This is a genomic window from Photorhabdus machadonis (assembly GCF_052657765.1).
Genome location: NZ_CP199761.1, coordinates 4,367,353 through 4,394,026 on the forward strand (window position 1 = coordinate 4,367,353; position 26,674 = coordinate 4,394,026).

24 protein-coding genes and 4 pseudogenes are annotated in these 26,674 nt (G+C 43.0%); 14 read left to right on the forward strand and 14 right to left on the reverse strand.

Translation table 11 applies throughout. The features are described 5' to 3' along the window. Positions 1-27: 27 nt before the first annotated feature. The 4 genes and pseudogenes from ACUN2T_RS21095 to ACUN2T_RS21110 all read right to left on the reverse strand — a co-directional run. Positions 28-174 carry a hypothetical protein gene (locus tag ACUN2T_RS21095; protein WP_445494867.1) on the reverse strand — a complete coding sequence of 49 codons (147 nt, stop codon included), beginning with the start codon at positions 172-174 and terminating at the stop codon, positions 28-30. After that, positions 171-1,506 (reverse strand): annotated as a pseudogene (gene tssK / locus ACUN2T_RS21100) (type VI secretion system baseplate subunit TssK). Before tssK ends, ACUN2T_RS21095 begins: the two are co-directional and overlap by 4 nt. A gap of 26 nt (positions 1,507-1,532) precedes the next feature. Continuing rightward, complete coding sequence (tssC, locus tag ACUN2T_RS21105; protein WP_445494868.1) at positions 1,533-3,065, reverse strand: type VI secretion system contractile sheath large subunit; 1,533 nt, start codon at positions 3,063-3,065, stop codon at positions 1,533-1,535. A 62-nt stretch (positions 3,066-3,127) separates the two neighbouring features. After that, a pseudogene (locus ACUN2T_RS21110) lies at positions 3,128-3,301 on the reverse strand (type VI secretion system contractile sheath small subunit); the annotation flags it as partial. Between the two features lie 982 nt (positions 3,302-4,283). On the opposite strand from ACUN2T_RS21110, the gene ACUN2T_RS21115 reads away from it, so the two are divergent. The 13 genes and pseudogenes from ACUN2T_RS21115 to ACUN2T_RS21175 all read left to right on the forward strand — a co-directional run bounded on the left by ACUN2T_RS21115 (position 4,284) and on the right by ACUN2T_RS21175 (position 16,729). Next, a complete protein-coding gene (locus ACUN2T_RS21115) occupies positions 4,284-5,549 on the forward strand; it encodes an IS4 family transposase (RefSeq protein WP_445497818.1) in 1,266 nt (421 codons plus the stop codon). A gap of 65 nt (positions 5,550-5,614) precedes the next feature. Continuing rightward, positions 5,615-6,407, forward strand: a pseudogene (locus ACUN2T_RS21120) (IS5 family transposase). A 782-nt stretch (positions 6,408-7,189) separates the two neighbouring features. Then, a complete protein-coding gene (locus tag ACUN2T_RS21125) occupies positions 7,190-7,450 on the forward strand; it encodes an isocitrate lyase/phosphoenolpyruvate mutase family protein (RefSeq protein WP_445494869.1) in 261 nt (86 codons plus the stop codon). 25 nt (positions 7,451-7,475) lie between these two features. Beyond that, the gene (locus tag ACUN2T_RS21130) at positions 7,476-7,991 is read left to right on the forward strand and encodes a hypothetical protein (protein WP_445494870.1); all 516 of its coding nucleotides are present in this window, start codon (positions 7,476-7,478) and stop codon (positions 7,989-7,991) included. Positions 7,992-8,027: 36 nt separating this feature from the next. Next, a complete protein-coding gene (locus ACUN2T_RS21135) occupies positions 8,028-9,164 on the forward strand; it encodes a homocitrate synthase/isopropylmalate synthase family protein (RefSeq protein ID WP_445494871.1) in 1,137 nt (378 codons plus the stop codon). Next, positions 9,161-10,402 (forward strand): 3-isopropylmalate dehydratase large subunit, encoded by a 1,242-nt coding sequence (locus tag ACUN2T_RS21140; RefSeq protein WP_445494872.1) that lies wholly within the window; start codon positions 9,161-9,163, stop codon positions 10,400-10,402. Before ACUN2T_RS21135 ends, ACUN2T_RS21140 begins: the two co-directional genes overlap by 4 nt. Further along, positions 10,395-10,952: a LeuD/DmdB family oxidoreductase small subunit gene (locus ACUN2T_RS21145; protein ID WP_445494873.1), complete on the forward strand. Its 558-nt coding sequence runs from the start codon at positions 10,395-10,397 to the stop codon at positions 10,950-10,952. The genes ACUN2T_RS21140 and ACUN2T_RS21145 overlap by 8 nt, the downstream gene beginning before the upstream one ends. After that, entirely contained in the window at positions 10,949-11,734 is a 786-nt protein-coding gene (locus tag ACUN2T_RS21150) for a class I SAM-dependent methyltransferase (RefSeq protein ID WP_445494875.1), read from the forward strand. The genes ACUN2T_RS21145 and ACUN2T_RS21150 overlap by 4 nt, the downstream gene beginning before the upstream one ends. Further along, on the forward strand, positions 11,734-12,195 hold the full coding sequence (locus ACUN2T_RS21155; protein ID WP_445494877.1) for a GNAT family N-acetyltransferase: 462 nt from the start codon (positions 11,734-11,736) through the stop codon (positions 12,193-12,195). The genes ACUN2T_RS21150 and ACUN2T_RS21155 overlap by 1 nt, the downstream gene beginning before the upstream one ends. Next, positions 12,192-13,358: an ATP-grasp domain-containing protein gene (locus ACUN2T_RS21160; protein ID WP_445494878.1), complete on the forward strand. Its 1,167-nt coding sequence runs from the start codon at positions 12,192-12,194 to the stop codon at positions 13,356-13,358. Before ACUN2T_RS21155 ends, ACUN2T_RS21160 begins: the two co-directional genes overlap by 4 nt. Beyond that, a complete protein-coding gene (locus ACUN2T_RS21165; protein ID WP_445494879.1) occupies positions 13,358-14,491 on the forward strand; it encodes a hypothetical protein in 1,134 nt (377 codons plus the stop codon). Before ACUN2T_RS21160 ends, ACUN2T_RS21165 begins: the two co-directional genes overlap by 1 nt. After that, positions 14,488-15,726 carry an MFS transporter gene (locus ACUN2T_RS21170; RefSeq protein WP_445494880.1) on the forward strand — a complete coding sequence of 413 codons (1,239 nt, stop codon included), beginning with the start codon at positions 14,488-14,490 and terminating at the stop codon, positions 15,724-15,726. Before ACUN2T_RS21165 ends, ACUN2T_RS21170 begins: the two co-directional genes overlap by 4 nt. Continuing rightward, positions 15,719-16,729 carry a hypothetical protein gene (locus ACUN2T_RS21175; protein WP_445494881.1) on the forward strand — a complete coding sequence of 337 codons (1,011 nt, stop codon included), beginning with the start codon at positions 15,719-15,721 and terminating at the stop codon, positions 16,727-16,729. Before ACUN2T_RS21170 ends, ACUN2T_RS21175 begins: the two co-directional genes overlap by 8 nt. A gap of 124 nt (positions 16,730-16,853) precedes the next feature. Here ACUN2T_RS21175 and ACUN2T_RS21180 read toward each other — a convergent pair. The 9 genes and pseudogenes from ACUN2T_RS21180 to ACUN2T_RS21220 form a co-directional block, all read right to left on the reverse strand. Further along, positions 16,854-17,045 (reverse strand): annotated as a pseudogene (locus ACUN2T_RS21180) (helix-turn-helix domain-containing protein); the annotation flags it as partial. 530 nt (positions 17,046-17,575) lie between these two features. Next, positions 17,576-17,803, reverse strand: coding sequence for a (Na+)-NQR maturation NqrM (gene nqrM / locus ACUN2T_RS21185; RefSeq protein WP_445494883.1), 228 nt, complete (start codon positions 17,801-17,803; stop codon positions 17,576-17,578). Between the two features lie 15 nt (positions 17,804-17,818). Beyond that, positions 17,819-18,847, reverse strand: coding sequence for an FAD:protein FMN transferase (locus tag ACUN2T_RS21190; RefSeq protein WP_445494884.1), 1,029 nt, complete (start codon positions 18,845-18,847; stop codon positions 17,819-17,821). A gap of 76 nt (positions 18,848-18,923) precedes the next feature. Then, positions 18,924-20,150 (reverse strand): NADH:ubiquinone reductase (Na(+)-transporting) subunit F, encoded by a 1,227-nt coding sequence (gene nqrF, locus ACUN2T_RS21195; protein WP_445494885.1) that lies wholly within the window; start codon positions 20,148-20,150, stop codon positions 18,924-18,926. 15 nt (positions 20,151-20,165) lie between these two features. Continuing rightward, positions 20,166-20,762 (reverse strand): NADH:ubiquinone reductase (Na(+)-transporting) subunit E, encoded by a 597-nt coding sequence (gene nqrE / locus ACUN2T_RS21200; protein ID WP_021322987.1) that lies wholly within the window; start codon positions 20,760-20,762, stop codon positions 20,166-20,168. An 8-nt stretch (positions 20,763-20,770) separates the two neighbouring features. Further along, on the reverse strand, positions 20,771-21,400 hold the full coding sequence (locus ACUN2T_RS21205) for an NADH:ubiquinone reductase (Na(+)-transporting) subunit D (protein WP_021322988.1): 630 nt from the start codon (positions 21,398-21,400) through the stop codon (positions 20,771-20,773). Next, complete coding sequence (locus ACUN2T_RS21210; protein WP_445494886.1) at positions 21,393-22,190, reverse strand: Na(+)-translocating NADH-quinone reductase subunit C; 798 nt, start codon at positions 22,188-22,190, stop codon at positions 21,393-21,395. Before ACUN2T_RS21210 ends, ACUN2T_RS21205 begins: the two co-directional genes overlap by 8 nt. Next, positions 22,183-23,421, reverse strand: a complete 1,239-nt coding sequence (locus ACUN2T_RS21215; protein ID WP_445494887.1) for an NADH:ubiquinone reductase (Na(+)-transporting) subunit B — start codon at positions 23,419-23,421, stop codon at positions 22,183-22,185. Before ACUN2T_RS21215 ends, ACUN2T_RS21210 begins: the two co-directional genes overlap by 8 nt. A 3-nt stretch (positions 23,422-23,424) precedes the next feature. Beyond that, positions 23,425-24,768: a Na(+)-translocating NADH-quinone reductase subunit A gene (locus ACUN2T_RS21220; protein WP_445494888.1), complete on the reverse strand. Its 1,344-nt coding sequence runs from the start codon at positions 24,766-24,768 to the stop codon at positions 23,425-23,427. 417 nt (positions 24,769-25,185) lie between these two features. Between ACUN2T_RS21220 and ACUN2T_RS21225 the strand changes: the two genes are divergently transcribed. Further along, positions 25,186-25,920 (forward strand): L,D-transpeptidase family protein, encoded by a 735-nt coding sequence (locus tag ACUN2T_RS21225; RefSeq protein WP_445494889.1) that lies wholly within the window; start codon positions 25,186-25,188, stop codon positions 25,918-25,920. Here ACUN2T_RS21225 and ACUN2T_RS21230 read toward each other — a convergent pair. Then, a complete protein-coding gene (locus tag ACUN2T_RS21230; RefSeq protein ID WP_445494891.1) occupies positions 25,891-26,658 on the reverse strand; it encodes a class II glutamine amidotransferase in 768 nt (255 codons plus the stop codon). The two genes, ACUN2T_RS21225 and ACUN2T_RS21230, sit on opposite strands and share 30 nt — an antisense overlap. Positions 26,659-26,674: the final 16 nt, after the last annotated feature.

A 26,674-nucleotide genomic window follows, 5' to 3' on the forward strand; every position in this document is an offset into this window, starting at 1 on the left:
TTCAATTGGACATTGTTGCCACCTGTTTTATTCTCCCTTAATGCTGAATATCTCCGTCGGCAATTGGAACCCTTTCAGTTTCAGCAGCGCCAGCGGACCCGTATCCTGTTTCAGCGCAATCATCCAGACTTCAATGTCAAGCATCAAATCATCAATTGAGATCACTTTATTCATGAGCGCAGCACCGCAAACAGTTCTAACTGAATACCCGATAATGTGCCGGGCACATAGAAAGCACAGCTCCCCGCTTCCAGCATGGCTTTAGCCAACGGATTATTCAGATCGAAAGCAAAATACTGGTTTTCCAGCCGCAGTGGGATCGCCGCCGGCACATGACTAAGCGGATGTAAAGGGATCCCCCTCAATGCCTGATTAATCAGCCGGTTAATATCATCAGGGGCGCCCACTTTGCACAATTGTGGAAACTGGGTTTGTAGTAAGTACGCCAGCATTGACGATCGTACTGAGAGATAGAAATCGGCTTCCTCTCGTAGACGCCTATCGTGAAGTGAGGCTTTCCACTGATTTTCGCGCACCACTTCCAGTTCAATAGCCACCACTCTGGATGGCAGGCTGGCTTCCAGTAAGGTGCTGATAAGCCGCATCAACGGCGGGAAAACATCACTTAATTGATCGTGTTTATAATGCGGGATGACATCAAGATCATGATCCAGAGAGAACGTGAGCAATGCGCCGGCCAACTTGACCAGTTCACGGTAGATGATTTACGGGTGCAGTGCAGGAGCAGTATTAAAAGCATTCAATACTGGCTCATAGCTGTTGAGCGCATTCAGCAACCGCAAAATCCGCCATTCTTTCATTACTCTCGCGGCGCATTCCCATCAGACGACTACGTTTAGTACGTAGCTGCATGAGCAGCAGATCGAGCTGTTCCAGTAGTGGCGGATGAGCAGCGAAAGAAATCAGCGGAGGAATAAAGCGATTATCAAGTTTCCAACCCGCTTTCTCAGCACGCACCAGACGGGCCATCGGACACGTTTGGTAAGCCTCATTTTCGTCATGGGCAAAGCGCAAGGACAGTGCGTGGCGCTCAACCGCAATAGACTCACACGTAGTGCCGTACCGGTCCTGCACCTCCACCCATTCCTGCTGATAACGTAGCGGTGTCTGGCCAGGTACCAGCGCCTCACTGCTTTGACGGCAGTTTCCCCCATTGGCGTGCTCCAGAGGTAACGCGAGTAATACTTCGACAGTACTCAACTCGTCGGGAATGACATGCAGCAAATCACAAGCCGCAGGCAACTTATCCGCGTGATCGGTGTCAATCAGTGTGCCATCTTGTAAACGGACTCGGAGATGTTGAACTTTCAGTCGGCCTAAGCGCAGTGCATCCTGATCAAACTGAATATTGTCTATCCCCCAAGGGTAGGTCACCGCCAAATGGGCAATAGAATTGTTAGTTAACACCTCCCAGCGTGCCTGTTGCTGAAATTGTTGCGGCGACAAAAAGGTATCCTCAATCCAAAGAGGACGTAAAATTTTCATCATAATCTCCTGGTGAACAGTTACGGTTACTCTTTCGCTTTCGGCATCTGAGAAACCAGAGACAAACTGACATTGAGCCCTTCTACCTGAAAGTGCGGGACGGCATACAATTTGACCCGGAAGAACCCCGGATTGTCGTCAATATCCTCAACAATGACGTGCGCTTCGCGCAACGGATGAGACGCCTGCAAATCGTCGGCAGGATCGGTCATCTCCGTCACTAACGTATCGATCCAATTATTCAGTTCAATTTCGAGCAGACGCCGATCCTTCGTGGTGCCGATATTCTCCCGCTGAATCAACTTCAAATAATGGGCAATACGTGACAACAGGAAGATATACGGTAGACGCGCATTAATACGGCTGTTAGCCGTCGCTTCGCAGGTATCGTACAACGCGGGTTTTTGTGTGGAATTGGCAGAAAAGAAGCAAGCGTAATCCCGTTTTTTATAGTAAGAAAGCGGAATAAAACCCAGCTTGGCAAATTCAAACTCACGGGTTTCCAGGATCATCACTTCTGATGGGATTTTAGCCTGATGGCGGGTCCCCAGATCGTAGAGATGAATCGGCAAATCGGTAACAGCACCACCTGCCAGAGGCCCACGGATCTGCACACACCAACCATTTTTCACAAAGCTTTTGACCATATTGGCCGCAAAAGCAAAAACCGCACTGATCCACAAATATTTATCGTGATTCGGCCCTTTTACCTGTTCGGTATAGTTAAACGTTCGCACCGGCACGGTATCTGGGTCGTATGGCAGACGCCCCAGCACTCGCGGCAAAGTCAGGCCGATATAACGGGCATCGTCGCTGTCGCGGAACGCTTGCCACTTGATGTATTCGGCGCGGTCAAAATAGTCACCAATATTTTTAATCGCAACCACGTCATCCATGTTTTTTTTGCCAAAAAAGGCCGGACCAGCAGCGGTAATGAAAGGCATATGCGCCGCCGCCGATACTTTGGCGATATTGCGCAAGAGGACAATATCCTGTGAACTCGCGTCAAACTCATAATTGGCAATTACCGATCCGATAGGTTCGCCGCCCGGCGTGTCGAACTCCTGAATGTAAGTGTGGCGATAGAAACCACTCTGGATAATTTCCGGCGCATCATCAAAATCCCGACGCAGATCATCCTTGGTCACATCCAGCACATCAATTTTGACGTTCTGACGAACATCAGTCCGATCTACCAGAAATTTCAAGCCTCGCCAGGCGGATTCGATGCGCTGGAACACCGGATGATGTATGACCACATCCAACTGGCGGCCAATTTGGCGGTCCAGTTCACCAATATAATGATCCAACAAGGCTTTGTTCAGCCGCTCGACTTTACGCCCTGAAGCTTTCAACAGATTGAGAAAAACGCTGACCGCCGCAGTCACCCGTTCATCCTCCGTCACCTCAGCCAGCACATCGCTGTTATGAAAGCGGTCGATACCACTCAGTCGTTCGATCGGCTGTAAATGGATTTTCTCAAACAATGATTGATAGACACGGCCTTCGGCGTAGATGGTGGTTGCCACCGCAGAAGCCGTTTGCTCTTGTTCAGCCATTAGATTTCCTTACTTAACTTAAATCGGAGCATGCCTTTATCCGGTGCCAAGACAACCCGTTCAGCCCACAGTTGAGGAATTTGGCGGGCCATTTGTTCAGGCTCGAAATCGTTTATTCGCTGAAAGGTGAATGCGATATTTTCTTCGCTGCCGTTTCCGGCCAGCGTATTAGTATGCAAATCCAATTTAATATTCACACGCGCTTTGGGGATCGCGTTTTGGAAACTCGGTATCACAAGCGGCTCCTCAACAATGAAAAAAAACTCAATAGCATGAGTCATGCCATAATAACAGGAATGCAAAACCGGATTCAGGTATTTCAGGACAGGCAATTAACCAAGCAGAAAATAAGAGAACACCGACAATACCCACCACAATAAATAACAGCATTTACCGGACAGGCCATTTCCTAACCAATGGTGATTTTCTAAACTCTCTTTTAAAAAATCAAGACATTTTTTTAAAAAAGCACTTTTTGTTTAAGACTTGCCAGAGATAAAACTCGCAAAGTTACGTAATAAACAAACAATATATCAACAAAACCTAAACGAATCGGCATTCTCTTTTAAAAAGAAATTGTATTTATTTTCATTAAATGATAGCCGATCATCTATTGCTCTATAATAGATAGAGTAACTCGGCTATATATTACACTGCCGTACTTTCATTATTTATATTATTTTTCAATCAGGTAAATGATAAAAAAACCACGTTAAAACATCGGTGAAAAAGAGAATAATTATCAATCAACATGTGAGAATGAGAATAGATTCCGTCAGGAAAAGTTATAATCTTCATAGTATATGACCAAGCATGATAATTATTTTATCGCTTATCTGTGATAATAATGAGTTTGAAGCCTGAATACTTATTAGAGAGTTTTTTAGATGTTTCTGCCATGGACATTATTGAAAATATTTTACGAGCAATGACAAGTTTCAGTTTTCCTTTCAGTAGATTTTACGTTTCATAAAACATAATTTCATTCTTAACATTAAGACCGAACTTACCCGCAAGTTGTTGGCATTGATATCGCCAAACACGTTTTTCAGGTTTGTGTCTGGTTTGATAGACGACACTGTGACCTAGGTTGTGTCCCTTAATATCAATTCATATACAGGCTCTTAAGCAGTAACTGTATATTTTAGATAGAAAAAAGGCTTCATTTATGATCTGATAATCGTCGCCAAACTAATACCAAAACCACGGATGAAGCCTGTGACGATTATCGCTATAAAACACCAATTAATGCAATTCTTCAGTGACGTTTCTTTGCAAAAAATGGCGCTTCGCTGCGGGTTTATTCAGCGCGTGAGAAATATCGAGCCTCATACGCTTATTCTCAGTCTTATCACAGCGCTCAGTTCGGGGAAAGTGACGTCTATAGCTCAGCTACACCAAAAATTTAATGGCCTGTGCCCCGATGAAAAACAACACGTTAGCTACCGTCCTTTTTATAATCAGCTACGGAAAGCGGCTTTTGTTGAATTTGTCAAAATATTGGTCAGGTTTGCCATGGCACAATGGGCTGAAAAGCACCTCGTCCTGCCCAAAAAACTCGCCAAATTTCAAAATGTTATTTTACAGGATGGCAGTTCATTTAAAGTCCATTCGGCACTGGCTGATGTTTTTCCTTGTCGATTTCAGGCAACCGCAGCGGCAGTGGAATGTCACATGACCTTGTCATTATTAACCCAGTCTCCCGTGAAAATGGCTGTTACTGCAGATACCGCCTCTGAGCGGACTCACCTGCCTATTCCGGCAACATTGCATGACCAATTATTATTAGCGGATGCCGGTTATGTCGATTTTGAGTATTTTGAACAACTCTCACGCTCAGGCGGTTCGTTTATTGTGCGGGGCGGTAAATCGCTTAATCCCCAAATAATCAGGGCACGCAATGGTCAGGGAAAAATCTTATCGAAGCTGTCCGATAAGCCCCTGAAATCCGTGACACGCAGAACGAATCGTTCTGAGGTGTTGGAGCTGATTTGTCGGCGTAATGGCTATGAGTTTCGCCTGATCCGCCGTTGGTTTGCTGAAGAAAAACGTTTCTGTCTCTGGCTGACTAACTTATCAGTCGAGGAATTTACAGCCAATGACATCATGGATATTTATCGTTGCCGCTGGCAAATAGAACTGTTGTTTAAAGAACTCAAATCACACACGAACTGGCACCGGTTTACGACACGAAAAGAAACGTTGGTCACGGGGCTTATCTGGCTGAGCTTATTAGCGTTGTTGCTCAGACGCTCGCTGGCAAGGCGATTATTCCCAGCGGTTTCACTGCTTAAAGCGGCCCAAAATACGGAGATCTGGTTAAAACCCATAATAGAAAATCTCCTCCAAAGGGCATGGTCGGAAACGTGTTTTTGGCTGGAAAAAGCCAAAGCCTATTTATCCCAGAATGCATTCAAAACACCGCAAAGAAAGTCGTCTAAAAACAAAACATTGGATGCGTGTTTTGAACGACTTAATTCTTAAGATCCTGTATATGATATCAATTAATAGTATTATTATCTGATTGATTTCGATGCAGGAACAAAATGATGGCACGTTACGACATTTCTGATGACGCCTGGATATTGATAGAATCTTGTTTGCCCCCTGTACGTTCAGGGCGGGCAGGACGTCCACATGTTGAACACCGCCGTGTGATGAATGGGATGTTCTGGGTGTTATGTTCAGGTGCGCCCTGGCGCGATTTGCCTGAACGCTACGGTCCCTGGAAAACGGTTTATAACCGATTACTGTCTACTCTGGATGAAAAATGCCTCATAGACTGGTCTGAAATTTGTCTGGATGGCAGCCATGTTCGTGCCAGTAAAGAGGCGGCCGGGGCGAAAAAAAACATCCCGATATCGCTGACGATCATGCGTTGGTCGCTCACGCGGTGGTTATGGCACCCAAATCCACCTGGCAACTGACGAAAAGGGCTTCCCACTCAACCTGATGTTGACGGCAGGCCAGGCCCATGAGAGTCAAACGGCTATTCCTTTGCTTGATGGCATTGGCGTCCAACGCAAGAATGGCTTTATGAAACGGCGTGGCAAAGCGGTGTTGGCAGATAAAGGCTATTCGGGAAGAAAACTCCGCGGTTACCTGCGCAAATTGAGAATAAAGAGCATTATTCCTTATAAAATCAATGAAAAAGGGCATAGTGATGGTCGTACACAATTTGATGAACAGGCTTATTGTGACCGTAATGTTGTCGAACGCTGTTTTGGTTTTTTGAAAGGTAATCGACGTATTGCCACCCGCTATGAAAAAACAGCACGAAACTATCTGTCGATGGTGAAATTAGGCTGTATTCGACTCTTTTGCCGGAGATTATATAATTAAGGGACACTACCTAGAATCAAAAATATCACGACAAAAACTGCTCAGTACGGTGAGAACCTTTCAACGCTTTGCCGAGTTTGCAAGCACTGATGAGAAAACGGCTACCGTCCCTGCAATAGCCTGGTCTTGACCAAGGTAGTGGTATGCCTATGTAGTAATAAGGAAACTTGCTCTCCTTTCCAGGCCACAGGAGTTTTCGTTCACCACCCGATGGGTAATCCTTGCAGCCAATGGATCATAAATAATAACGTATCATCGATTGGATTGAGCGGGGTCAAACTTTTGTTTGATGATGAGAATAGCTTCACCTCTATTCAAACATTGACAGCTTACAATATTTCTTAATCTATATGGTGGACGTTCCCGATTGTATAAGCATTGGAGTAACCTCTCATCTTTTTCTCACAAGTGTTACACTTATTTAAACTGGCGGTAGTTTATATTTGTATTTATGTGGCTGAAAGCCGCATAAACTCTGGGTTTGTAACGATGTAGATAATCTCCAGGTTAATATTATCTAAACCCCTGTTTTATTTTGTGATGATTATCACGGATAAATCGCATTTATATGTTAATTTATAGTTAACTAAAAGTGAGTATTTTACATAAATTTAACTGTTGTTTTTTCATTTTTTAATTCATTGTAAAGCCCTCAGGGCGAGAGCATGGGCACCTAAATTTCATTTAGACAGAGCTATAATCAAGCAGTATTGGCAATAATACTCATTGAACTATTTGAAATAACATCTTGATCTGATTGGTTTTCAAACTGAGGTTGTTTTATGTTGAAGAAGTTACTCAAACAGAAGAAATCGCTTACTTTTATTGAAGCACATAATCCGCTTTCAGCACTCATTATCAAAAATACAAATTATACAGATGATAATGGCTGTACCCATAAATTTGATGGTATCTGGTCAAGTTCTTTAACTGACTCAGCTGTTAAAGGTATTCCTGATAATGAAACATTGGATATTAATAGTCGTTTACAAAACATTCATGAAATAAAATTACTCACTAAAATCCCGGCTCAGTCAATATGAAAGGCACTATAACAATATTTTAATTATGCCGGGGCTGTGCTTTTTTATTGGTGCTGATGAAGAGAGTGCCAAAAAGAAATTTAACGATTTGCAGGCTCTTATTCACCCTGAATTTGGCCTCAGCATGTTATCTGATTTGCTCGGTGGTATTGATTTATCAGGCTACGATATTAATCAACCTCTGCCAGATCTTCCTGTTTCTAATGGAAATCAAAGCCGTCGGGCGATTATTGAAAAGATGGCCATATCAGAGTCTTTAACGATTAAACAGTTATACGAAAAAATCATTATTGCCAGAGGCCATTTAATTCTTATTGGCTCTTACCAACAAGTTGCTACGCAAATGGTGCAGTGGCTACAGGAAAAAGCCTGTGACGGATTTAATCTTATGCCTCCTTATATGCCCGGATGTCTGGAGGAATTTGTGACTCATGTTGTACCTGAATTACAAAAACGGGGTGTGTTCAAAACGGATTATAAATCAGGGACATTAAGGGAGAAGCTGAATATTCCCAAACCTCCCAGTAAATTTCACGTTTAAATAATACTCATTAATAGAAAATAAGGTTATGACGCTATGACTATTCAGCAGACTATTATTCTGGAAGATACAACGTTACGCGATGGTGAGCAGGCTCCTGGTGTTGCATTTTCAAAAGAAACAAAAGTGAGTATTTTTAATTCGTTGGTAGACGCCGGTGTTAAGTGGATAGAAGCCGGGATCCCAGCCATGAAAGGGGATGAAGTTCTGGCATTAGAAGAGATGCTGGAACGCAAGAATGAAGTGAATATTATCGGCTGGAATCGGGGGGTACTGGAAGATATTAAATATACTTTCTCTCTGGGATTTAAGGCGATACATATCGGCCTTCCGACTTCCAATATTCATCTTAAACACAGTGTGAGCAAAGACAGATATTGGTTGTTAATGACCGCCGACGATATGATCAAATTCGCTAAAGATAAAGGTGCTTTTGTCTCAATCAGTGCCGAAGATGTCGGCCGGACAGAAATCAGTTTTTTGCAAGAATATGCGGCTACCGTCGAGCAGGCTGGTGCCGACCGTCTACGTCTTTCAGACACGATAGGCATTCTGAATAGCCAGCAATATGCACAGCGGGTTTCCGCTGTTCGTCAGGCATCAGCCATTGATTTGCAGTGTCACTGCCATAATGACTTCGGGCTGGCTGTAGCCAATACGCTGGCGGGTCTTGAAGCGGGGGCTCGTTATTTCCATGTCTGCGTTAATGCGATGGGGGAACGCGCCGGAATGCCGGATTTAGCCCAGATGGTAATGGCTCTGCAACATTTCCATCAGATAGATACCGGTGTTGATACCCGACAACTTACCCGCCTATCTCAGAAAGTCGCTCAGGCCAGTAAACATACAATTTCTCCCTGGCAACCTATCGTTGGTGACAATGTTTTTGCCCATGAATCCGGTATTCATGTCAATGGAATGCTGAAAGATAGCAAAACATTTGAACCTTTTGAGCCTGAGCAGGTTGGCGGTCAGCGTCGTCTGGTTGTCGGCAAGCATTCCGGTCGGGCTATCTTACAAAATATGTTAGAAGAAAATAGCATAAAGACAGATCCACAGGCACTGGAATATTGTCTGGCGCTGGTACGTAAAGCTGCCGGAGAATATCCCAGCGGGATCCCAACACATGTATTGCATGAACTCTATCAGCAGGCAGAAGGAACATCAGAATGATGATTCATGAACAGCCTATCGCTAATCAGATTATTGCTGAACACAGCCAGAAACCCAGGGTTATGGCTAAGGAGCTGATAACTGTTGAGGTCGATAGAATTTATGTTCAGGATGGGAATTCACCGACTATCGCTAAACTCTTTCGCCAGCATAATCTGAAACAGGTTCTGCACCCGGAAAAAATTGGTTTTTTCTTCGACCATTCAGTGATTGTGCCCGATAGGTTAATGGCTGAACGTGTTAATGAAGCAATGGAATTTGCCAAATCGATTGGTGTCAATATTTTCGCCAGAGGTGAAGGTATCAGCCATTTAATTGCCTTGGAAGAGCAGTGGTTTCAACCCGGTAACATTGTAATTGGAGCTGATTCTCATACTTGTACAGGGGGTGCCGTACAGTCACTGGCCTTAGGCATGGGAGCTTCAGATGTATTGGCAGCAATGCTGACTGGGCAGACTTGGCTGAAAGTACCGGAAACAGTCAGTTTGAGTATTTCCGGTCAACCCCATCCGGCTACGCGGACTAAAGATGTGATGCTCGCTTTACTGCGACATTTCGGGCAATTCCCTTTTTTATATCGTTCAGTGGAGCTATGTGGGGAATGGAGCCAGACACTTTCCTTAGATTCTGCTGCCAGTTTCGCCAGTATGGGTGTTGAACTTGGCGCTAAATGTGTCTTTATGCCTGATGGGCCAGGCAGGCCAGCCAATATGCGGCCTATCAATCCAGAGGTTGTTGATCATCATCTGACATTTTCGCTGTCAGAACTGACACCACATATCTCCCTACCACATTCCCCTGCTCAGGCAGTGCCGCTAGAAACGCTGTCAGGGCAGAAGATAGATTATGTCTTCATCGGTAGTTGTACCAACAGCCGATTAGAAGATATTGCGGAAGTAGCGGCAATCCTTGATAAGCACCGCGTACATCAGGATGTTCATTGTATCGTTACGCCTGGTTCAAAACGTGTATATCTGGAAGCTATGCGACGTGGCTATATTGAAAAAATTGTTTCTGCGGGTGCTCTGGTAACTCCTCCCGGGTGTGGGGCCTGTGTTGGCACGCAAGGTACCATTCCCGCCAAAGGGGAAAGGGTTCTTTCAACGATGAACCGGAATTTTCAAGGGCGTATGGGTAATGCTGAAGCGGAAATTTATCTCTCATCGCCTTTAGTTGCAGCAAATGTGGCATTACATGGCAGGGTGCCGCTGATTACGGAGCTTGAATGGCATGATTGATCAAAAAAACGATTTTGCAAAAAGGGATCCCATCAAAAATCAACGTGTCAGGATGATTACGGGAGATATTTCTACCGACGATATTATTCCAGCACGTTACAAACACATGTACACCGAGCCAGCTCAACTGGCTCCTCATCTGTTTGAAAACCGGTTTCCTGAGTTTGTCTCTACACTTCAACCCGGAGATATCATTGTCTGTAATGGTATTTTTGGTATTGGTAGTTCAAGGGAACAGGCGGTGAGCACTTTATTAGCAGCAGGTATACCTATGGTTGTTGCTCCTGCTTTCGGGCGGATTTTTTTCCGCAACGCATGGAATCTTGGCTTGTTAGCGATTGAAGCCGACATTGAAGGTTTTCGTGAAGGATTAGCTGTTGAATGCTTAATTAACGAAGGCCGTTTTATCGCTGAAACGTCATTAGCGGATTTTTATCCACCATCCGAACAAATGTTGGCTGTTGTCCGAGCAGGTGGACGACTCAATTACATTTTTAATCAATTGCCCGAAAACCCATCACCCAAAGAGAAGGAGCGGAGGATAATATGACACAGCATAAAGAAAAATTTGATGGTTTAGCTAAAGGTTATGATCGCTACCGTCCTCATTACCCGCAGTCACTTTTCCGTGAAATTTGCCACTGGCTGCCTAAAGACAGGACACTGTCTGTTGTCGATATTGGTGCTGGAACCGGCATTGCTCTCGAGGGACTGGCAAATCTGCTTGGTCAGCAACACCACTACACTGCCATCGATATTTCTCAGGATATGATCGACACCGGTAAACAGAAACTGCCATGGGTCAATTGGTTACATGGCAGTGCTGAACAGCATCTCTCCAATGTGGGTAATCCTGACCTAATCATGGCAGCACAATCTTTTCAATGGATGGATCGTGCAACAGTATTAAATCTGGTCAGAAACAGTCTGGCAGATAATGGCATCATAGCGATCCTGCAAAATAACCGAGATTACCGGCATAGTGAATTTCTGAATGAGTATGAAAATCTGCTGGAAGAATTAAGCCCTAACTATAGCCGTTACTATCGGGATTTTGATTATGAGCAGGAATTGAATACAGCATTCCTGCATGAAAATGCCCTCCATATTACACTCAATACCCGCTGGAGTATGCTTATTCCCGGCGAAACATTTATCGGGATGAGTCGTTCATCGACTCAAGTGCAACGTGCTTTATCTGTCCACGGTGAGTTATTTATCGAAAGATTAAAAATGCTGGTGGATAAATATCAATTTGAGGGGAAATTGGCAATTTTATATGAAAGCCAACTGTTTATGGTTATTAAGCAGGTTAATTCTGGAAACGAATAATGTCAGAAATAGCGATCAGCTTCTCTATACCAACTGAAGAAGATATCCAAGGAATATTGGCACTCTTGCAAGACGTTTATCTGCCATTTGTGGCTGATTTTATGCCAACAGCACTGAATGAAACGCCTGTCAATATTATGGAGAAGTTAATTTATTGGAGAATTGCTAAATATGATAATCAGGTTGTTGCAGCTGTATTAATTGAGCAAGAAGACGATAATTTAACGTTCAGTTATTTATCTGTATTACCTGCATTCAGGTGCCGGGGAATTGCCAGCAAATTACTCAATATCATTTGCCAAGAAGCAGTCCAGCAGGAGCAATTACCTATCATTATTGCATTACGTCGTTCACTGGCGATGAATATTCATTTCTTTACTCAACGAGGATTTGAATATTTAGGCCCTTTTAATACCAACGAACACGATCTCTATATCTGGCGATCAGGAGAAAATGAATGAACAACACGGTTATTGTATTAGGATATCGTGAAGGTATTACGACAGCTTTAGCCCATCAGGGATATCAAATTATTCATATAGTGAAAAGAGTTAAACCTGCCCTTAGTGGCACGAAGTACTATATAGTTAAAAATCTGGAAGATGCACAAGAAGTTCTGCGGTGTGTATTAAGCTTTTCCTTACATACAGTTATAGGTATTGTTACAGGCAACGAAGACGGTGTATTTACGGCGGCGGTATTACGCAATATGTTACAATTACCTGGCCCTAAAGATTATCGTAATACTTTATATTTTCGGGATAAATGTTTACAAAAACAGAAGCTGGCACACCTTGTCCCTCATGCTTATTGCCGGTATGTAACCCGTGATGACGATTATTCACAATTGGTTGTTGAGTTGGGTACCCCTTTCATTATAAAACCGGCCAATAGCATGGGTTCTTTTGCTACTACTGCTATCAATTCAAGATCAGAGTATGAAACTTATTTCCAACAGTATGAAAAAAATCTAAGTAATGTGGCCTACGTTGCAGAAAATAAGATCACTGCTGCTGAATTTTGTGTTGATGGGATTTGGTCTGAAGGTAAATTACATTGGTTTTCTATCAGCCAATACGCCACCCCTGTGATGCAATGTAATGAAGGAAAAACACTAGCTTTACAAATACTATCACGTCAAGATTTTCCAGATATTTACCAACAAATTGATCAGTTTTGTCCACGTATTTTGGAACGTTTAAATGCCGCTAACGGGGTATTCCATCTTGAGTTTTTTAAAAATGAGGAAGGGGTATTTTTTAGTGAATGTGCTTTAAGACCTGCTGGTGCCTGGCTACCTGAAATAATAAAACTGAGCTATGGTGTCGATCTATATAGTGCTCATGCCACACTTTCTTTGGGGCTACCTTATGAACACCACCTGCCTAAATATCCTTCTCAGCTTTTTGCTGTTGTGCTATTACGTGCTTTTGACGGTGTCTCACTGACAAAACAGGCTTTTTACCAGAATTTTGATTTGGTTGAACTGGATTGGATAGAAGATACACAGATGCAATCTCAAGGCATTTATGGTCGTGCTGGCTACGCGATTATCACGCATAAGGATCACTACACACTAGTAGAAAATGTCAACAAACTTATTGCATTTACGGGAGCACGATAATGTCTGAACGAGCCCTTATTCTGGATACTCACAAAACAATGTTAGAACAATCGATTAATCAACATCAGGATATTGATTATATTCGTGTTTCTGAACCGCAGGTGTACTTTGCTCCACAGGAAGAAACGCTGGCAAAAATAGATAACATAATGAATCAGACACCTTTTCATTATGTGGTTGCAAGTTCAGAAAGTAATATGGCATTTTCCGGATTTCTCCGTAGTCGCTATGGATTGCCAGGCTTAAATTACGAACAGACGTTATGTATAACCAACAAATGGCGTATGCGTAAATGTCTTGAAGATGAATTACCTGCTCCAAGGTATTGGCTTTCAGGTCATTTCTACAACAATTTTGCACAATGCACTCAAGGAGCTGCCACCCATTTTATTATTAAGCCGCTGTCTAGTTCTTCATGCCAGAATGTTGAACGCCTAACCGTCGATCAGCTGTATCAAAAACTTACTCATCTGGATACATTAATGTTGATTGAGGAAGAGATAGATATGGAAGAAGAATTCCATCTTGACGGTATCGTCAATCTGTCTGAGATCGCTGTAGCCTGCCTTTCTTGTTACAGCCTTCCTATCCTCAGTGCCAGAGGTCAAACAAGAGCAAGTATTCACTTACCTTCATCCCATCCAATGTTTTCAATAGCCTATTCCATGGCTCAACGAGCCATTGCCAAATTAGCGCTAAAACAAGGCGTTTTTCATATGGAAGTTTACAGACGAGGTGAACGATTAATTTTTGGTGAAATTGGCCTACGGCCACCGGGAGTTGGCGTTGCTGAATCACTATTGCGTTTTACTGGAGTAGATTTATGGCAGGCTTTTGTTAACAGCCAGTTACTGCGCCCAATTAATAATATACCATCACAGGATTATCACGGTTATTCTGGGGTTATTGGTGTTTATCCAGAGGGGCACAGCGCATCAGATTTATTACGTTTACCAAATGTTGTTACTGTATCGGAATTAGAAAAAACACGCCATAAAATGACACGTACTGGTGCTCACGACTTCCGCTATTTGGCATTCGCCTCATGTCAAAGTCTGGCTGAATTTCATAATTTGATTAATCAATTGTCAAAATCTTCCCCATCAATGCATGTTAAGAGAGAAGTACAATGAATAATCAACAGTTATTGCGGAAAAAATTTATAGGGTTCCAAGCCTATACAGCTTTTTCTGCCTTAGCTGAGGGGATGCAAAGTGTGATTATTCTCTGGTTGGTTTTCCAAATCACACACAGTCCGTTAGCTATCAGTTTCACGATAATAGCAGGGTATCTTCCATCCGCAATTATGGGTTTTTTTCTTCTTTCATTTGCCGATACTAAAAACCCTGCCCGGCAACTCGCTGTCAGTAATGGCATCCTCACTCTGTCAGCACTCTGCCTGCCGCTGTTTTTTTTATTTTCAGCAACACAACCTACACTACTCATGCTGGCAGTTGTAACCGTACAAAGTATTTTATCTCTAGTGAAGATGTTCAATAAAACGTCGGTTAACCGTATTGTCCGGGATAATTTTACGCCAGAGGATGGCAGTAAAATGTTGCAAATTTCGGCATCAAATATTCAGATTTCGCAAACATCGGGTGCTGCATTGGGAGGGGTATTTCTCACATTGGATGCCGGTAATTCAGGCTTATTTATTGCTAGTTTTTTTTATGCCGCCAGTACAATAGCGACCGGCTTTTTTACTTCTTTTACTCTATCAGTGATACCAACAACAGTTCATACCGATAAAAAACAGAAACAACTGCTGGATAAAACATATCTCGTTCATATATTTAACCGACAGGAATTAAGAAAAATATTATTGTTTTCCATTCCTTCCAGTGGTGCATTTCAATTTATTAATGCCTCTTTACCACCACTAGCTGATACTCTTACTGAATCAGGGGCGAATTTTTACGCGTCACTCAATATTAGCTGTATGATAGCGGGGTTTATCTCTGGGTTACTTCTGTCGCGAAAAATAGTCGGAGAAAAATTTATTCTTAATCATGCGCTGTTAATCAGTGCAATCATAATTGCATTAATGGCTGGAACAGAGAATAAATATCTGGTAACTACATTGTTATTTGGTGCAACACTGTTTATCACCTGTCACGTTATATGTATTCAGGTAAAATGTAATCAGGTACCTGAAAAACAGGATGTCGGCAAATTTATTATGCTAAGAACATCCATTGCTTCATTGTCTAAGATAACGTTTTCATTAGGTGCTGGGGCATTATTATCACTCTTTTCCCTGAAAACCACTTATTACTTGGTGGTTGGTATCTTATTATTATTTTCTTTGCAATGGTATTTATCTCAGCGAGATTTACTTGATAAAGGAATAAAAAAACATGAATAATATAATTTATCGTCGATTAATTATTTCACAGATAAATAATCAAACATCTCTACTTTTTCCAACCCTGCCGGATAAATTATCACATAAAATATGGTCTTTATTAGGTTGGAATGAGATAACATTGAAACGTTTTCTCTGTGCAAAAAAAATATTTGTCACTTTACCCCATGCTAGTCCTAATATCTTTTTTCCACGCGCTGGTGTCAGTAAATTCGTTGCTGACAAACAAAAGGAAGACCATGAAATTTTTCATCTCCGGGTTGTGCTGACTCACACAAATTTTAGTGATCTTGGCTGGCGCCCTTATTCTTGGTGGTATCTCAATGAGGAAGGAGTATTAATAAAACAATCTATATTCAGTCGTAATAAAAAGAAAAAACATTATATTATTGCCAGCCAACCTCCTTTATTATCAGATAAACAATATTATCCCCCTGTTCTGAGACTGGGCATACAATTAGCGCAATATGCCGATAATCTGGCTCTCTCATATATTATTTTGCAGGCATTTCAGGAACAATTATCGGGATTTTCTCTTGCCGGCAGAACCCTTTATCTACCACTGGATATATTGATCTTATTGATGCAGACACTTGCCAGACAGCAACCTGGTGTACACCCCTGGTTATTGAATTTATTAATTCATGCACAAAGTCGAAAACTTAATAAATATCAACTTGAATATACACATCAGTGGGAAAATGCGTATGCTTATGATAATCATACAAATATATCACTATTATTTCCGTTAAATCCGACTGCAATCGTCGGGGGAATAAAGATGCAACGGTATTGGCCGGATATTATTGATAGTGTCAACATAATTAATGAAAAAACCACAACGCCTTGCCCGATACCGCAATGTCTTACTTTTCCGCAGTGTCAGGAATATCTGTTACCTTACCGGCCTAAACAGGAAACATTACGTCAAATTCAGACGGCCAATATTGAATACAGTCTTGCAATGGCAATAACCGAACATCAGCTTTATGTAACTTCATAAATTTGTTACTACATACTGGTTTTGCGAAGACTAATTATTGATGACATGAACGACCTGATGAAAAACCTAAGCATAACATTGAAGCGCAGGCATCCTTGCCCAAAATTTGACGATCAATTTAACTATTGAGGTAATCACCGATATGGCGGTCAACGGTGGTCTGATGGAGTCGCAATGCCTGGACTATCATCACAGAACTCCACCCTTCAGAAGCCAGAAGGATAGCTTTTATTCTGTCTCGTACCTGACCATCACGAGTGGTGTCGTGAAGACGTTCAAGTTTGATTTTTTGTTCTGATGTAATAAATATTTTCATAGCGAAGATAATGATCTCTATTTCGGATAAAATCAAGCATCTTCAATAATTACGGGTATTCTATCAGCTAAAGGTAAAAAACATAGGTGCTCTATTAATACCAGATTTAAAAAAGAGGCAGCGTGGCTGAAAACGGTTTTATTTTCTGTCACATTTAATGCATTTATCGGCAATATTATCCTATGTTTATTTTACATTTATCTAACCGACCTGATCATTTAAAAGCACTAATATAAATAGATTAAAATTTTTATATAAAATTCGGATTTAACTCAATAAATGCACTTTTCAGATAAATAGTAAATTTCGTTTAATCGAAATTTACTAAACAGGTAGATTCACATAATAAGTACAACATCGTTAATCTAGAAGTAAACATGTTTGTATTCCCTTAAATAATTCATGTCGCTACTTTTCAAATCATTTTCGTACCCTATTAACACTTAAATATCCATCTCCCCCCAAATACTAAAAGTGCGCTTTGCCCTCAATTAGCACTCAGGAAGGAGAATTCCGCCGATTTGTTAAACTCAAATAATCCGATGCTTCTCTAACTGAACCTGCCGAGCTGCTTCACGTGCCATACGTCTCTTACGGGCATCACAAGGTGCTGGGCAATCACACACTTTCTCCACACCAATACTGCTTAAACCACCACAGCTTCCTTGTATGCTCTTACGTTTAATCATGTAGCCTAACGACATTCCCGCAAAAGCCAGCAGGAAAAAGATGAAGGTTGCAATAAATACTGTCAACACGCCCTTCCCCTCCTCTCATTGATTTTTCTGTAAGTATGGCTCAAAGGCTTTACTGTAACGCTCTTCAAAACCATTTTTTGTTTTTACAATCATAAAAACCGGGATATTCAAGCTTTCCGCAACTTTCAATCCTTTTTCCGGCCCTAACACATTCAACCCGGTAGAAAGCCCATCAGCACTCATGCAAGCCGGCGCAACAACAGTAATAGAGACCAGATTATGCGAAATAGGATCACCGGTTTTTGGATCAATCGTGTGTGAATAGCGCACACCATCTTGTTCAAAATAGTTACGGTAATCGCCAGAAGTGGCAATCGACATATTTCCAGGCGTTATTACCTCTTGAGCACTTTGTTCCATTCCGGTATCAGAAGGCTTTTCAATCGCAATCCGCCACGGCAGATCTTTACCATTATGGCCTGATGTGCGAACTTCACCCCCAATATCAACCATATAATCGTTGATATTCTGCGATTCCAGATACTCAGCAACAACATCTACACCATAACCTTTAGCAATAGATGACAAATCGACATACAGCTCTGGCACTGTCTTAATCAGATTATTGCTTTCCACTGCCAGTTTCTCAATCCCCGTCCATTCACGACGTTTTTCCAGCTCACTTTCAGAAGGCGTTTTCGTCACACGGCCTTCAGGGCCAAAACCCCATAAATTCACCAACGGACCCACTGTCACATCCAATGCGCCATCGGTTAATTTATTAATATGGATCGCTTCTTTGACCACTTTTGCTGTCGCCGGTGATACAGGGAATGGTTTATTAATTTCACGACTTTGATTAAAACGACTCAATTCAGAATCAGGGCGATAAGTTGACATCTGGTCGTTAACCTCTTCCAGCAAACGATCAATCTCTTTTTGCAAAATTTCTGACGAGGGGGCCGACGAACCAGTGACAAATTTAATGGAGTAGTAAGTTCCCATCGTTTGCCCATGAATATTCTGCTGCTCCTGACCATCACAGGCAGCCAACAGCAGCACTGCAAATATTAATGCTATCCAGTCACTTATCTTTTTACGCACAATTCATTACCCTTTCTAAACCACCAACGCCCACAAATTGTGGGCGCCAGCATTAAATCAAACTGTTTATGGCCTATCAGCCACCAAAATCATCCAGCATGATGTTTTCATCCTCAACACCCAGATCTTTTAACATCTTGATCACTGCGGCATTCATGACCGGAGGTCCACACATGTAGAATTCACAATCTTCAGGAGCCGGATGGTCCTTCAAATAGTTTTCAAACAAAACATTGTGGATAAAACCGGTGTAACCATCCCAGTTGTCTTCAGGCAATGCATCAGATAAAGCCACATTCCAGGTAAAGTTTTCATTTTCAGCCGCCAGTTGGTCGAAATCTTCGGTATAGAACATTTCACGTTTAGAACGAGCACCATACCAAAAGCTGATCTTACGTTTGGAATTTAATCGCTTAAGCTGATCAAAAATATGAGAACGCATGGGTGCCATACCCGCACCACCACCGATGAAAATCATTTCCGCATCAGTATCTTTTGCAAAAAACTCACCGAATGGACCAGAAATAGTCACTTTATCACCGGATTTCAGTGACCAGATATAAGAAGACATCATTCCCGGAGGCGCTTCCGAATCCCTAGGTGGTGGCGTCGCAATACGAACGTTAAGCATGATAATGCCGTGTTCTTCTGGGTAGTTTGCCATTGAGTAAGCTCGAACTGTCGGCTCTTTCACCTCAGAGACAAAACGGAATAAGTTAAATTTATCCCAGTCTTCACGGTATTCTTCCGGCACATCATAATCTGAGTAACGAGCAGTATGTGGTTGAGCTTCAATCTGAATATAGCCACCGGCACGGAAAGGCACAACGTCCCCATCAGGGATCTTCAATTTCAGCTCTTTAATGAAAGTGGCTTTGTTATCATTGGAGATAACTTCACACTCCCATTTCTTAACACCAAATATCTCTTCCGGTAATTTAATTTTCAGGTCCTGTTTTACATTAACCTGACAAGCCAGACGGCAGCCCTCTTTCGCTTCACGCTTACTAATGTGGGAAAGCTCTGTTGGCAGAATATCGCCACCACCATCTTTAATCTTTACACGGCACTGACCACAAGAGCCACCACCACCACAGGCAGAAGAGACAAAAATGCCCTGGCTTGATAACATATTCAGCAACTTATCACCGGCAGGAGCGGTAAAGCTCTTTTCCGGATCACCGTTAACTTCAACTTTAATATTCCCGGTGTTAACTAACTTTGATTTTGCGAACAAAATCAGGGCCGTTAGTACCAACACAATCAGGGTAAACATCACTACGCCTAAAATTATTATATCCATGAACGCTTCTCGCCTTTATAACTGCACACCAGAGAAGGACATAAAACCCAATGCCATCAAACCCGTGGTGACAAAGGTGATCCCCAATCCTTTCAGACCTGCCGGAACATCAGCATATTTCATTTTTTCACGGATAGAAGCCAGCAGAACAATTGCCAGCATCCAGCCTATACCTGAACCAAAGCCATATACGATGGATTCAGAAAAGTTATAGTCACGCTGCGCCATGAAAGAAACACCACCAAAAATCGCACAGTTAACGGTAATCAGTGGCAAAAAGATGCCGAGCGCGTTATAGAGTGAAGGGAAATAACGATCGAGGATCATTTCAAGAATCTGCACTAATGCAGCAATCACGCCGATAAAAGTAATAAAGTTCAGGAAGCTGAGATCAACCCCCTCAACCAATGCACCGTCACGCAAGACAAAGTTATAAACGAGGTTATTGGCAGGAACAGAGATCCCCAAAACCACCGTTACTGCAATACCTAACCCAAACGCTGTCGTGACATTTTTCGATACGGCCAAAAAAGTGCACATACCGAGGAAGAAAGCCAACGCCATATTCTCGATAAAGACGGCACGGACAAACAGGCTTATAAAATGTTCCATGTTGTCAGTTACTCCTTCTCAGCCTGCGCCGGTTTCAACGTCCTCAGACCCCAAATCAGCATACCAATAATGAAAAACGCGCTAGGTGCTAACAGGAACAAGCCATTAGGCTGATACCAGCCACCATTCTGTACGGATTCCATAACGGTAATACCAAACAATTTGCCGGAGCCAAACAACTCACGCAGAAAACCAACCAGTACCAGAATAACGCCATACCCCAAGCCATTACCGATACCGTCCATAAAGCTCTCAATAGGTGGAGACTTCATAGCATAAGCTTCTGCACGCCCCATCACGATACAGTTAGTAATGATAAGACCAACAAATACAGACAATTGCTTGGAAATTTCATAAGCATATGCCTGCAAAATCTGATCTACTACGATAACCAGTGATGCAATAATCGCCATCTGTACAATAATTCGTACACTGCCGGGAATGTAATGACGGATCAATGAGATAAAAAAGCTGGAAAATGCGGTAACCAACGTCACAGCGATTGTCATCACCAACGCAGTTTCCAGTTTGGTTGTGACAGCCAGCGCGGAACAGATCCCCAGAACCTGCAATGCAATCGGGTTGTTATCCAATAGTGGTCCAAGAAGGACGCGTTTTATTTCTTTACTATCAGCCATCTTTCAACGCTCCTTTGCGTACTTTTTTCAGGAACGGACCAAAACCGTTATCTCCTAACCAAAAATCAAACATATTCTGCACACCAGCAGAGGTCAGAGTCGCACCAGACAGGCCATCAACACCATAAGGATTATCGGCAGCAGCACCGCCACGGACAATTTTGATCGCCGGGTGGCCCTCATCGTTATACAGTTTTTTACCTATCCACTTTTTACGCCATTGTGGATTATCGACCTCACCACCCAGCCCCGGGGTTTCTCCGTGTGCATAATAGGTAATTCCGCGGGCGGTTTTACCATCCACATCAACAGAGATAAAGGCATACATAACAGACCACAGACCAGAGCCATAAACAGGCAGAACGATTTCACTGGTTTTACCCTGTTCATCCTTCACCAGATAGATCTCCGCCATATTGGCACGACGGCGGATTTTCGCCAGATCCTTCTCAGGAGGCAATGCGATACTGGTATCATCACTGCGCAACGCATCATTCAGGTTAAACTTGCCATGACGCTTTTCAAGCGTTGCCGTATCCAGATTCAGTAATTCAGCTTTAATACGGCTTTTAAACGTTTCTTTAAGCTCATCAGCACTCATTTTGGGGGTTAATAACCCGGCAACATCAAGGATGTTACGCTGTTTATCCAGCAGTTTTTGTTCCTGTTGCTGAGATTTCAGCCCTACCGCAGAGCCTGCTACAACAATTGAACAAACGAGGCAGAGCACAAAAACAACGATAAACGTTCTGCCGATGCTGTCATTATTTTTTGGTTTATCATTAGCCACGGGCTTTTCTCCGCTTAATATTGGCCTGGACTACCAGATAATCAAACAATGGCGCAAACAGGTTGGCGAACAGAATCGCCAGCATCATGCCTTCCGGGTATGCCGGGTTAACAACCCTGATCAGAACACACATCACACCAATTAGAATGCCGTACCACCATTTACCTTTATCGGTAAATGAGGCGGATACCGGATCTGTCGCCATAAAAATCATACCAAAAGCAAAACCACCCAGAACCATGTGCCAATACCACGGCATAGCAAACAACGGGTTAGTATCTGAACCGATAGCATTAAACAAATAGGAAGTTGCGACCATCCCCAACATGACACCAGCGACAATGCGCCATGAAGCAATACGGGTAAACAGAATGATTGCCCCACCGATGAAAATCATCAGCGTAGAAACTTCACCAATAGAACCCGGAAGATTGCCAATAAAAGCATCCATCCAGGTAACAGGCTGACCGGTAACGGTATTCACTAATCCTTGGCTACCAGCAGCAGCCCACTGAGACAACGGGGTCGCACCAGAGAAACCATCAGCCGCCGTCCATACCAAGTCACCTGAAATTTGTGCAGGATAAGCAAAGAACAGAAAAGCACGGCCAGCCAGTGCCGGGTTCAGGAAATTACGACCGGTACCGCCGAAGACCTCTTTCGCAATCACAACACCAAATGTAATACCCAACGCCGCCTGCCACAGGGGAATTGTTGGCGGAACAATCAACGCAAACAGAATAGAGGTAACGAAGAATCCCTCATTAATTTCATGTTTACGGATAATGGCGAACAGTACTTCCCAGAAGCCACCAACAACAAATACAACGGCGTAAATAGGCAAGAAATAAGTTGCCCCAAGCAACATTTTACTGCCCCAACCCGCATCAGGTGTCAGTGACGCCCCAAGGAATTGAGCAACACGATAGTGCCAGTCAGATGCCAGTAATTGTTGCAATTCTGCACCATTGTATAAATGATGCAGTGCAGGTAACGCCTGTTGACCAACGTTATACATTCCCCAGAACATTGCCGGGAATACCGCCAGCCATACTGTGATCATCATACGTTTTAGATCGATAGCGTCACGGATATGGGCACGGCCAGAAGTGACTGTACCTGATGTATAGAAAATCGTCGTTATCGCTTCATACAACGGGTAATATTTTTCTAATTTTCCCCCGGGCTCAAAATGGTGCTCAATTTTTTCAAACAAGTTTTTCAGGCCCATGGATCATCCTTCCTGCTCAATCTTAGTCAGCACTTCACGCAGTACCGGACCATATTCATATTTGCCGGGACAGACATAGGTACAAAGTGCTAGGTCTTCCTCATCCAACTCCAGACAACCCAGTGCCTGAGCACTATCGGTATCACCTGCAAGCAGATCCCGCAGCAAATGCGTTGCCATAACATCCAAAGGCATAACACGCTCATAGTTACCGATTGGCACCATAGAGCGTTCACCACCATTCATCGTGGTTGAAAAAGCAAAACGCTTATTTTTCAGGAAATGACCAATAGTGGTTCGAGTAACAGAAAACTTATCGGTGCCCGGCATGATCCAACCAAACAGCTCTTTTTCGCGGCCTTCACGCAAAACAGAAACTAAGGTGTGGAAACGACCAAGATAGTGATGAGCGTCATCTGACTGCGTACCGCACAATACCGAACCTGAAATAATACGGTTTTCACCCGCTTTCAATTGAGCCTGAGTCAGCTCAAGCAGGTCTGCACCCAAGCGGGTGCGCATAAGACGCGGCTTCTCAACTTGTGGCCCTGCCAGTGCTATAACACGGTCAGTATAAAGTGTGCCGGTAGTGAATAATTTACCGATGGCAATCACATCCTGATATCCCAGGTGCCATACCGTTTTTGTCGCGCTGACGGGTTCAATAAAGTGGATGTGAGTTCCAGCGAGTCCCGCAGGATGTGGACCAGAGAACTGATTATAAGTGATTTGTGCATTATTACCGGCGTTCGGCAAGTTCCCTGCACCGTGGCAAACATGAACTTTACCTTCGGTTAATCTGGTCAGCACATTCAGTCCATCAACAAAAGCCTCTTCCTCAATAGCGATAACCACCTGTGGATTTGCAGCCAAGGGCTGGGTATCCATTGCTGTTACAAAAATTGCTTTCGGCGAGGAGCCGGGAGCAGGGCTTTGACTGTAAGGACGAGTACGCAGTGCAGTCCATAATCCGGAATCAATCAGATTCTTTTCTGCCTGTTCCCGGGATAACTGAGCAAGTTGGCAACGATCATAACGGTCAAAATCAACCTGCTCGTCTCCAGTTATTTCAATCACGATTGACTGAAATACACGCCGCTCACCGCGATTGATCGCAACTATCTGCCCACAAGCCGGACTGGTAAAAACCACCCCTGGATTCTTTTTATCTTCAAAAAGAATCTGGCCTTTCTTAACATGCTCACCTTCCTTAACCAACATAGAAGGACGCATTCCAACATACTCATCACCCAGCAGTGCTACATGGCGAATTGTCGGACCGTCTTCTATCACTTGAGCAGGCGCTCCTGCAATCGGGAGGTCGAGTCCTTTTTTAATTTTAATCATAAGATTTGCACAAGTTTATCAATTAAATCATATGCTACAGATTACCTGGTGGTAACATAGCCACTCTATAAAAAACCCCTTAAGTCACGAATCGTGCCCAGGTTATAATTCTCCGATAATTGTTACGATTTTCTTTTAATCTCAGGGCGGCAATTTTAACATCTCCCTTCTTCGACTGTCTGACTAATCAAGTGATTTAGTTCAAGCAAACAGGAATAATTTTAGCCCTGAACCATTAACAGATCGCAAAAAACGAACGATTGTATCACCTTTCCCGACGGCTGATTATTTTTTGATCTTATAATCACTTTCCAGGATGAAACCATCGTTATTATTTTTTATTCACAAAATCGATCACTCATGGCAATCTTAAGCTAAATCCTAGGTTAGCCCACGACATTTCTATACGGTAGTCACATGAAAAAAACTGCTGCTTTTGCTGCAATAACATTGTTGTTTTTTAGTTCAATCTTGCCTATCCATGCTCAAGATACTTTAGCTAGACTTAAGCAAAGCGCCCCCACACCACCCGACTCTCCCATCTTTATCCAAATATTCAAAGAGGAGCGGATACTGGAGCTTTACACTAAAAATAATCATGGAAACTACCAACTGGCTAAAAGCTACCCCATTTGCAATTACTCTGGTGGCCTCGGCCCCAAAACCACAGAAGGTGATTTGAAAAGCCCAGAAGGTTTTTATCGTGTAAAAACCAGTCAGCTAAATCCAAATAGTCGGTATTACCGATCGATTAATCTTGGTTTTCCAAATGAATACGATAAATCCAGAGGCTATTCCGGCAACCATTTAATGATCCACGGCGAGTGTAAATCTGTCGGTTGTTACGCAATGACTAACGGTTACATGGATGAGATCTACCACTATGCAGAAACTGCATTATTGCGTGGACAGTATGAAATTGATATCAGCATTTATCCATTCAGAATGACACCGCAGAATATGTTGCGCCACCGCTCATCCTCCCATTATCTGTTTTGGCTGCAATTACAGCCGGCCTATGAGTATTTTGTCAAAAATAATCGGCCAGCAGCGATTAGCGTCATCAATGGTCAATATGCGGTTAACGCAACACCTTATAAATCGCCATCTTTGCAAAATCAATCACAATATGCGCTCACCAAGATGAAATAGCGCATAATCACCCGGCGCGATCCGGTCCCAGGACTCATTGCCGGTTAAAGGCTGAGTCACAATGACAGAAACGACATCATCCGGCTGAGTGTGCTGTTGGAAATCAATTTCAACATCCTGATCCAAAAGTTTTGCTTTTCCAAACGGTGCCCGGCGGGTAATCCAATAAAGATGAGTTGAACAATATGCCATCACAAAACACCCATCTGACAGCAGCATATTGAATACACCTTTTTTCCTGAGTTCATCCGCCAGTGAGGCAATAAAACGAAAAACCGCAGGCCAGTTAGAGGGAGTCCTTGGATATTTTTGTGAAAGTTGATGTAAAATCCAGCAAAAAGCATGTTCACTGTCAGTTTGCCCTATTGGACGATATTGACCGGTTTCAAGCCGCCGGTACCCCCTAAGTTGCCCATTATGGGCATAGGTCCAATTGCGCCCCCACATCTCGCGGATAAAAGGGTGGGTATTTTCCAATGCAACATTACCCCGGTTAGCCTGCCGGATATGAGAGATCACCACTCTAGATTTAATCGGGTATTCTTGTACAAAACGGGCAACAGGTGAATGGTAACCTGGTTGATGATCTTTAAATGTGCGGCAGCCTCGCCCCTCATAAAAAGTGATCCCCCAACCATCTTTATGGGGTCCGGTATAACCGCCACGCTGGATCAGACCACCTAAACTAAAGCAGATATCTGTTGGCACATTTGCACTCATGCCAAGTAACTCACACATTGCCCACCTCTATAAC

Coding starts and splice junctions, on each gene's coding strand:
- ACUN2T_RS21095 (WP_445494867.1), bottom strand. CDS start 174: ATGAATAAAGTGATCTCAATTGATGATTTGATGCTTGACATTGAAGTC.
- tssC (WP_445494868.1), bottom strand. CDS start 3,065: ATGGCTGAACAAGAGCAAACGGCTTCTGCGGTGGCAACCACCATCTAC.
- ACUN2T_RS21125 (WP_445494869.1), top strand. CDS start 7,190: ATGTTGAAGAAGTTACTCAAACAGAAGAAATCGCTTACTTTTATTGAA.
- ACUN2T_RS21130 (WP_445494870.1), top strand. CDS start 7,476: ATGCCGGGGCTGTGCTTTTTTATTGGTGCTGATGAAGAGAGTGCCAAA.
- ACUN2T_RS21135 (WP_445494871.1), top strand. CDS start 8,028: ATGACTATTCAGCAGACTATTATTCTGGAAGATACAACGTTACGCGAT.
- ACUN2T_RS21140 (WP_445494872.1), top strand. CDS start 9,161: ATGATGATTCATGAACAGCCTATCGCTAATCAGATTATTGCTGAACAC.
- ACUN2T_RS21145 (WP_445494873.1), top strand. CDS start 10,395: ATGATTGATCAAAAAAACGATTTTGCAAAAAGGGATCCCATCAAAAAT.
- ACUN2T_RS21150 (WP_445494875.1), top strand. CDS start 10,949: ATGACACAGCATAAAGAAAAATTTGATGGTTTAGCTAAAGGTTATGAT.
- ACUN2T_RS21155 (WP_445494877.1), top strand. CDS start 11,734: ATGTCAGAAATAGCGATCAGCTTCTCTATACCAACTGAAGAAGATATC.
- ACUN2T_RS21160 (WP_445494878.1), top strand. CDS start 12,192: ATGAACAACACGGTTATTGTATTAGGATATCGTGAAGGTATTACGACA.
- ACUN2T_RS21165 (WP_445494879.1), top strand. CDS start 13,358: ATGTCTGAACGAGCCCTTATTCTGGATACTCACAAAACAATGTTAGAA.
- ACUN2T_RS21170 (WP_445494880.1), top strand. CDS start 14,488: ATGAATAATCAACAGTTATTGCGGAAAAAATTTATAGGGTTCCAAGCC.
- ACUN2T_RS21175 (WP_445494881.1), top strand. CDS start 15,719: ATGAATAATATAATTTATCGTCGATTAATTATTTCACAGATAAATAAT.
- nqrF (WP_445494885.1), bottom strand. CDS start 20,150: ATGGATATAATAATTTTAGGCGTAGTGATGTTTACCCTGATTGTGTTG.
- nqrE (WP_021322987.1), bottom strand. CDS start 20,762: ATGGAACATTTTATAAGCCTGTTTGTCCGTGCCGTCTTTATCGAGAAT.
- ACUN2T_RS21205 (WP_021322988.1), bottom strand. CDS start 21,400: ATGGCTGATAGTAAAGAAATAAAACGCGTCCTTCTTGGACCACTATTG.
- ACUN2T_RS21215 (WP_445494887.1), bottom strand. CDS start 23,421: ATGGGCCTGAAAAACTTGTTTGAAAAAATTGAGCACCATTTTGAGCCC.
- ACUN2T_RS21220 (WP_445494888.1), bottom strand. CDS start 24,768: ATGATTAAAATTAAAAAAGGACTCGACCTCCCGATTGCAGGAGCGCCT.
- ACUN2T_RS21225 (WP_445494889.1), top strand. CDS start 25,186: ATGAAAAAAACTGCTGCTTTTGCTGCAATAACATTGTTGTTTTTTAGT.
- ACUN2T_RS21230 (WP_445494891.1), bottom strand. CDS start 26,658: ATGTGTGAGTTACTTGGCATGAGTGCAAATGTGCCAACAGATATCTGC.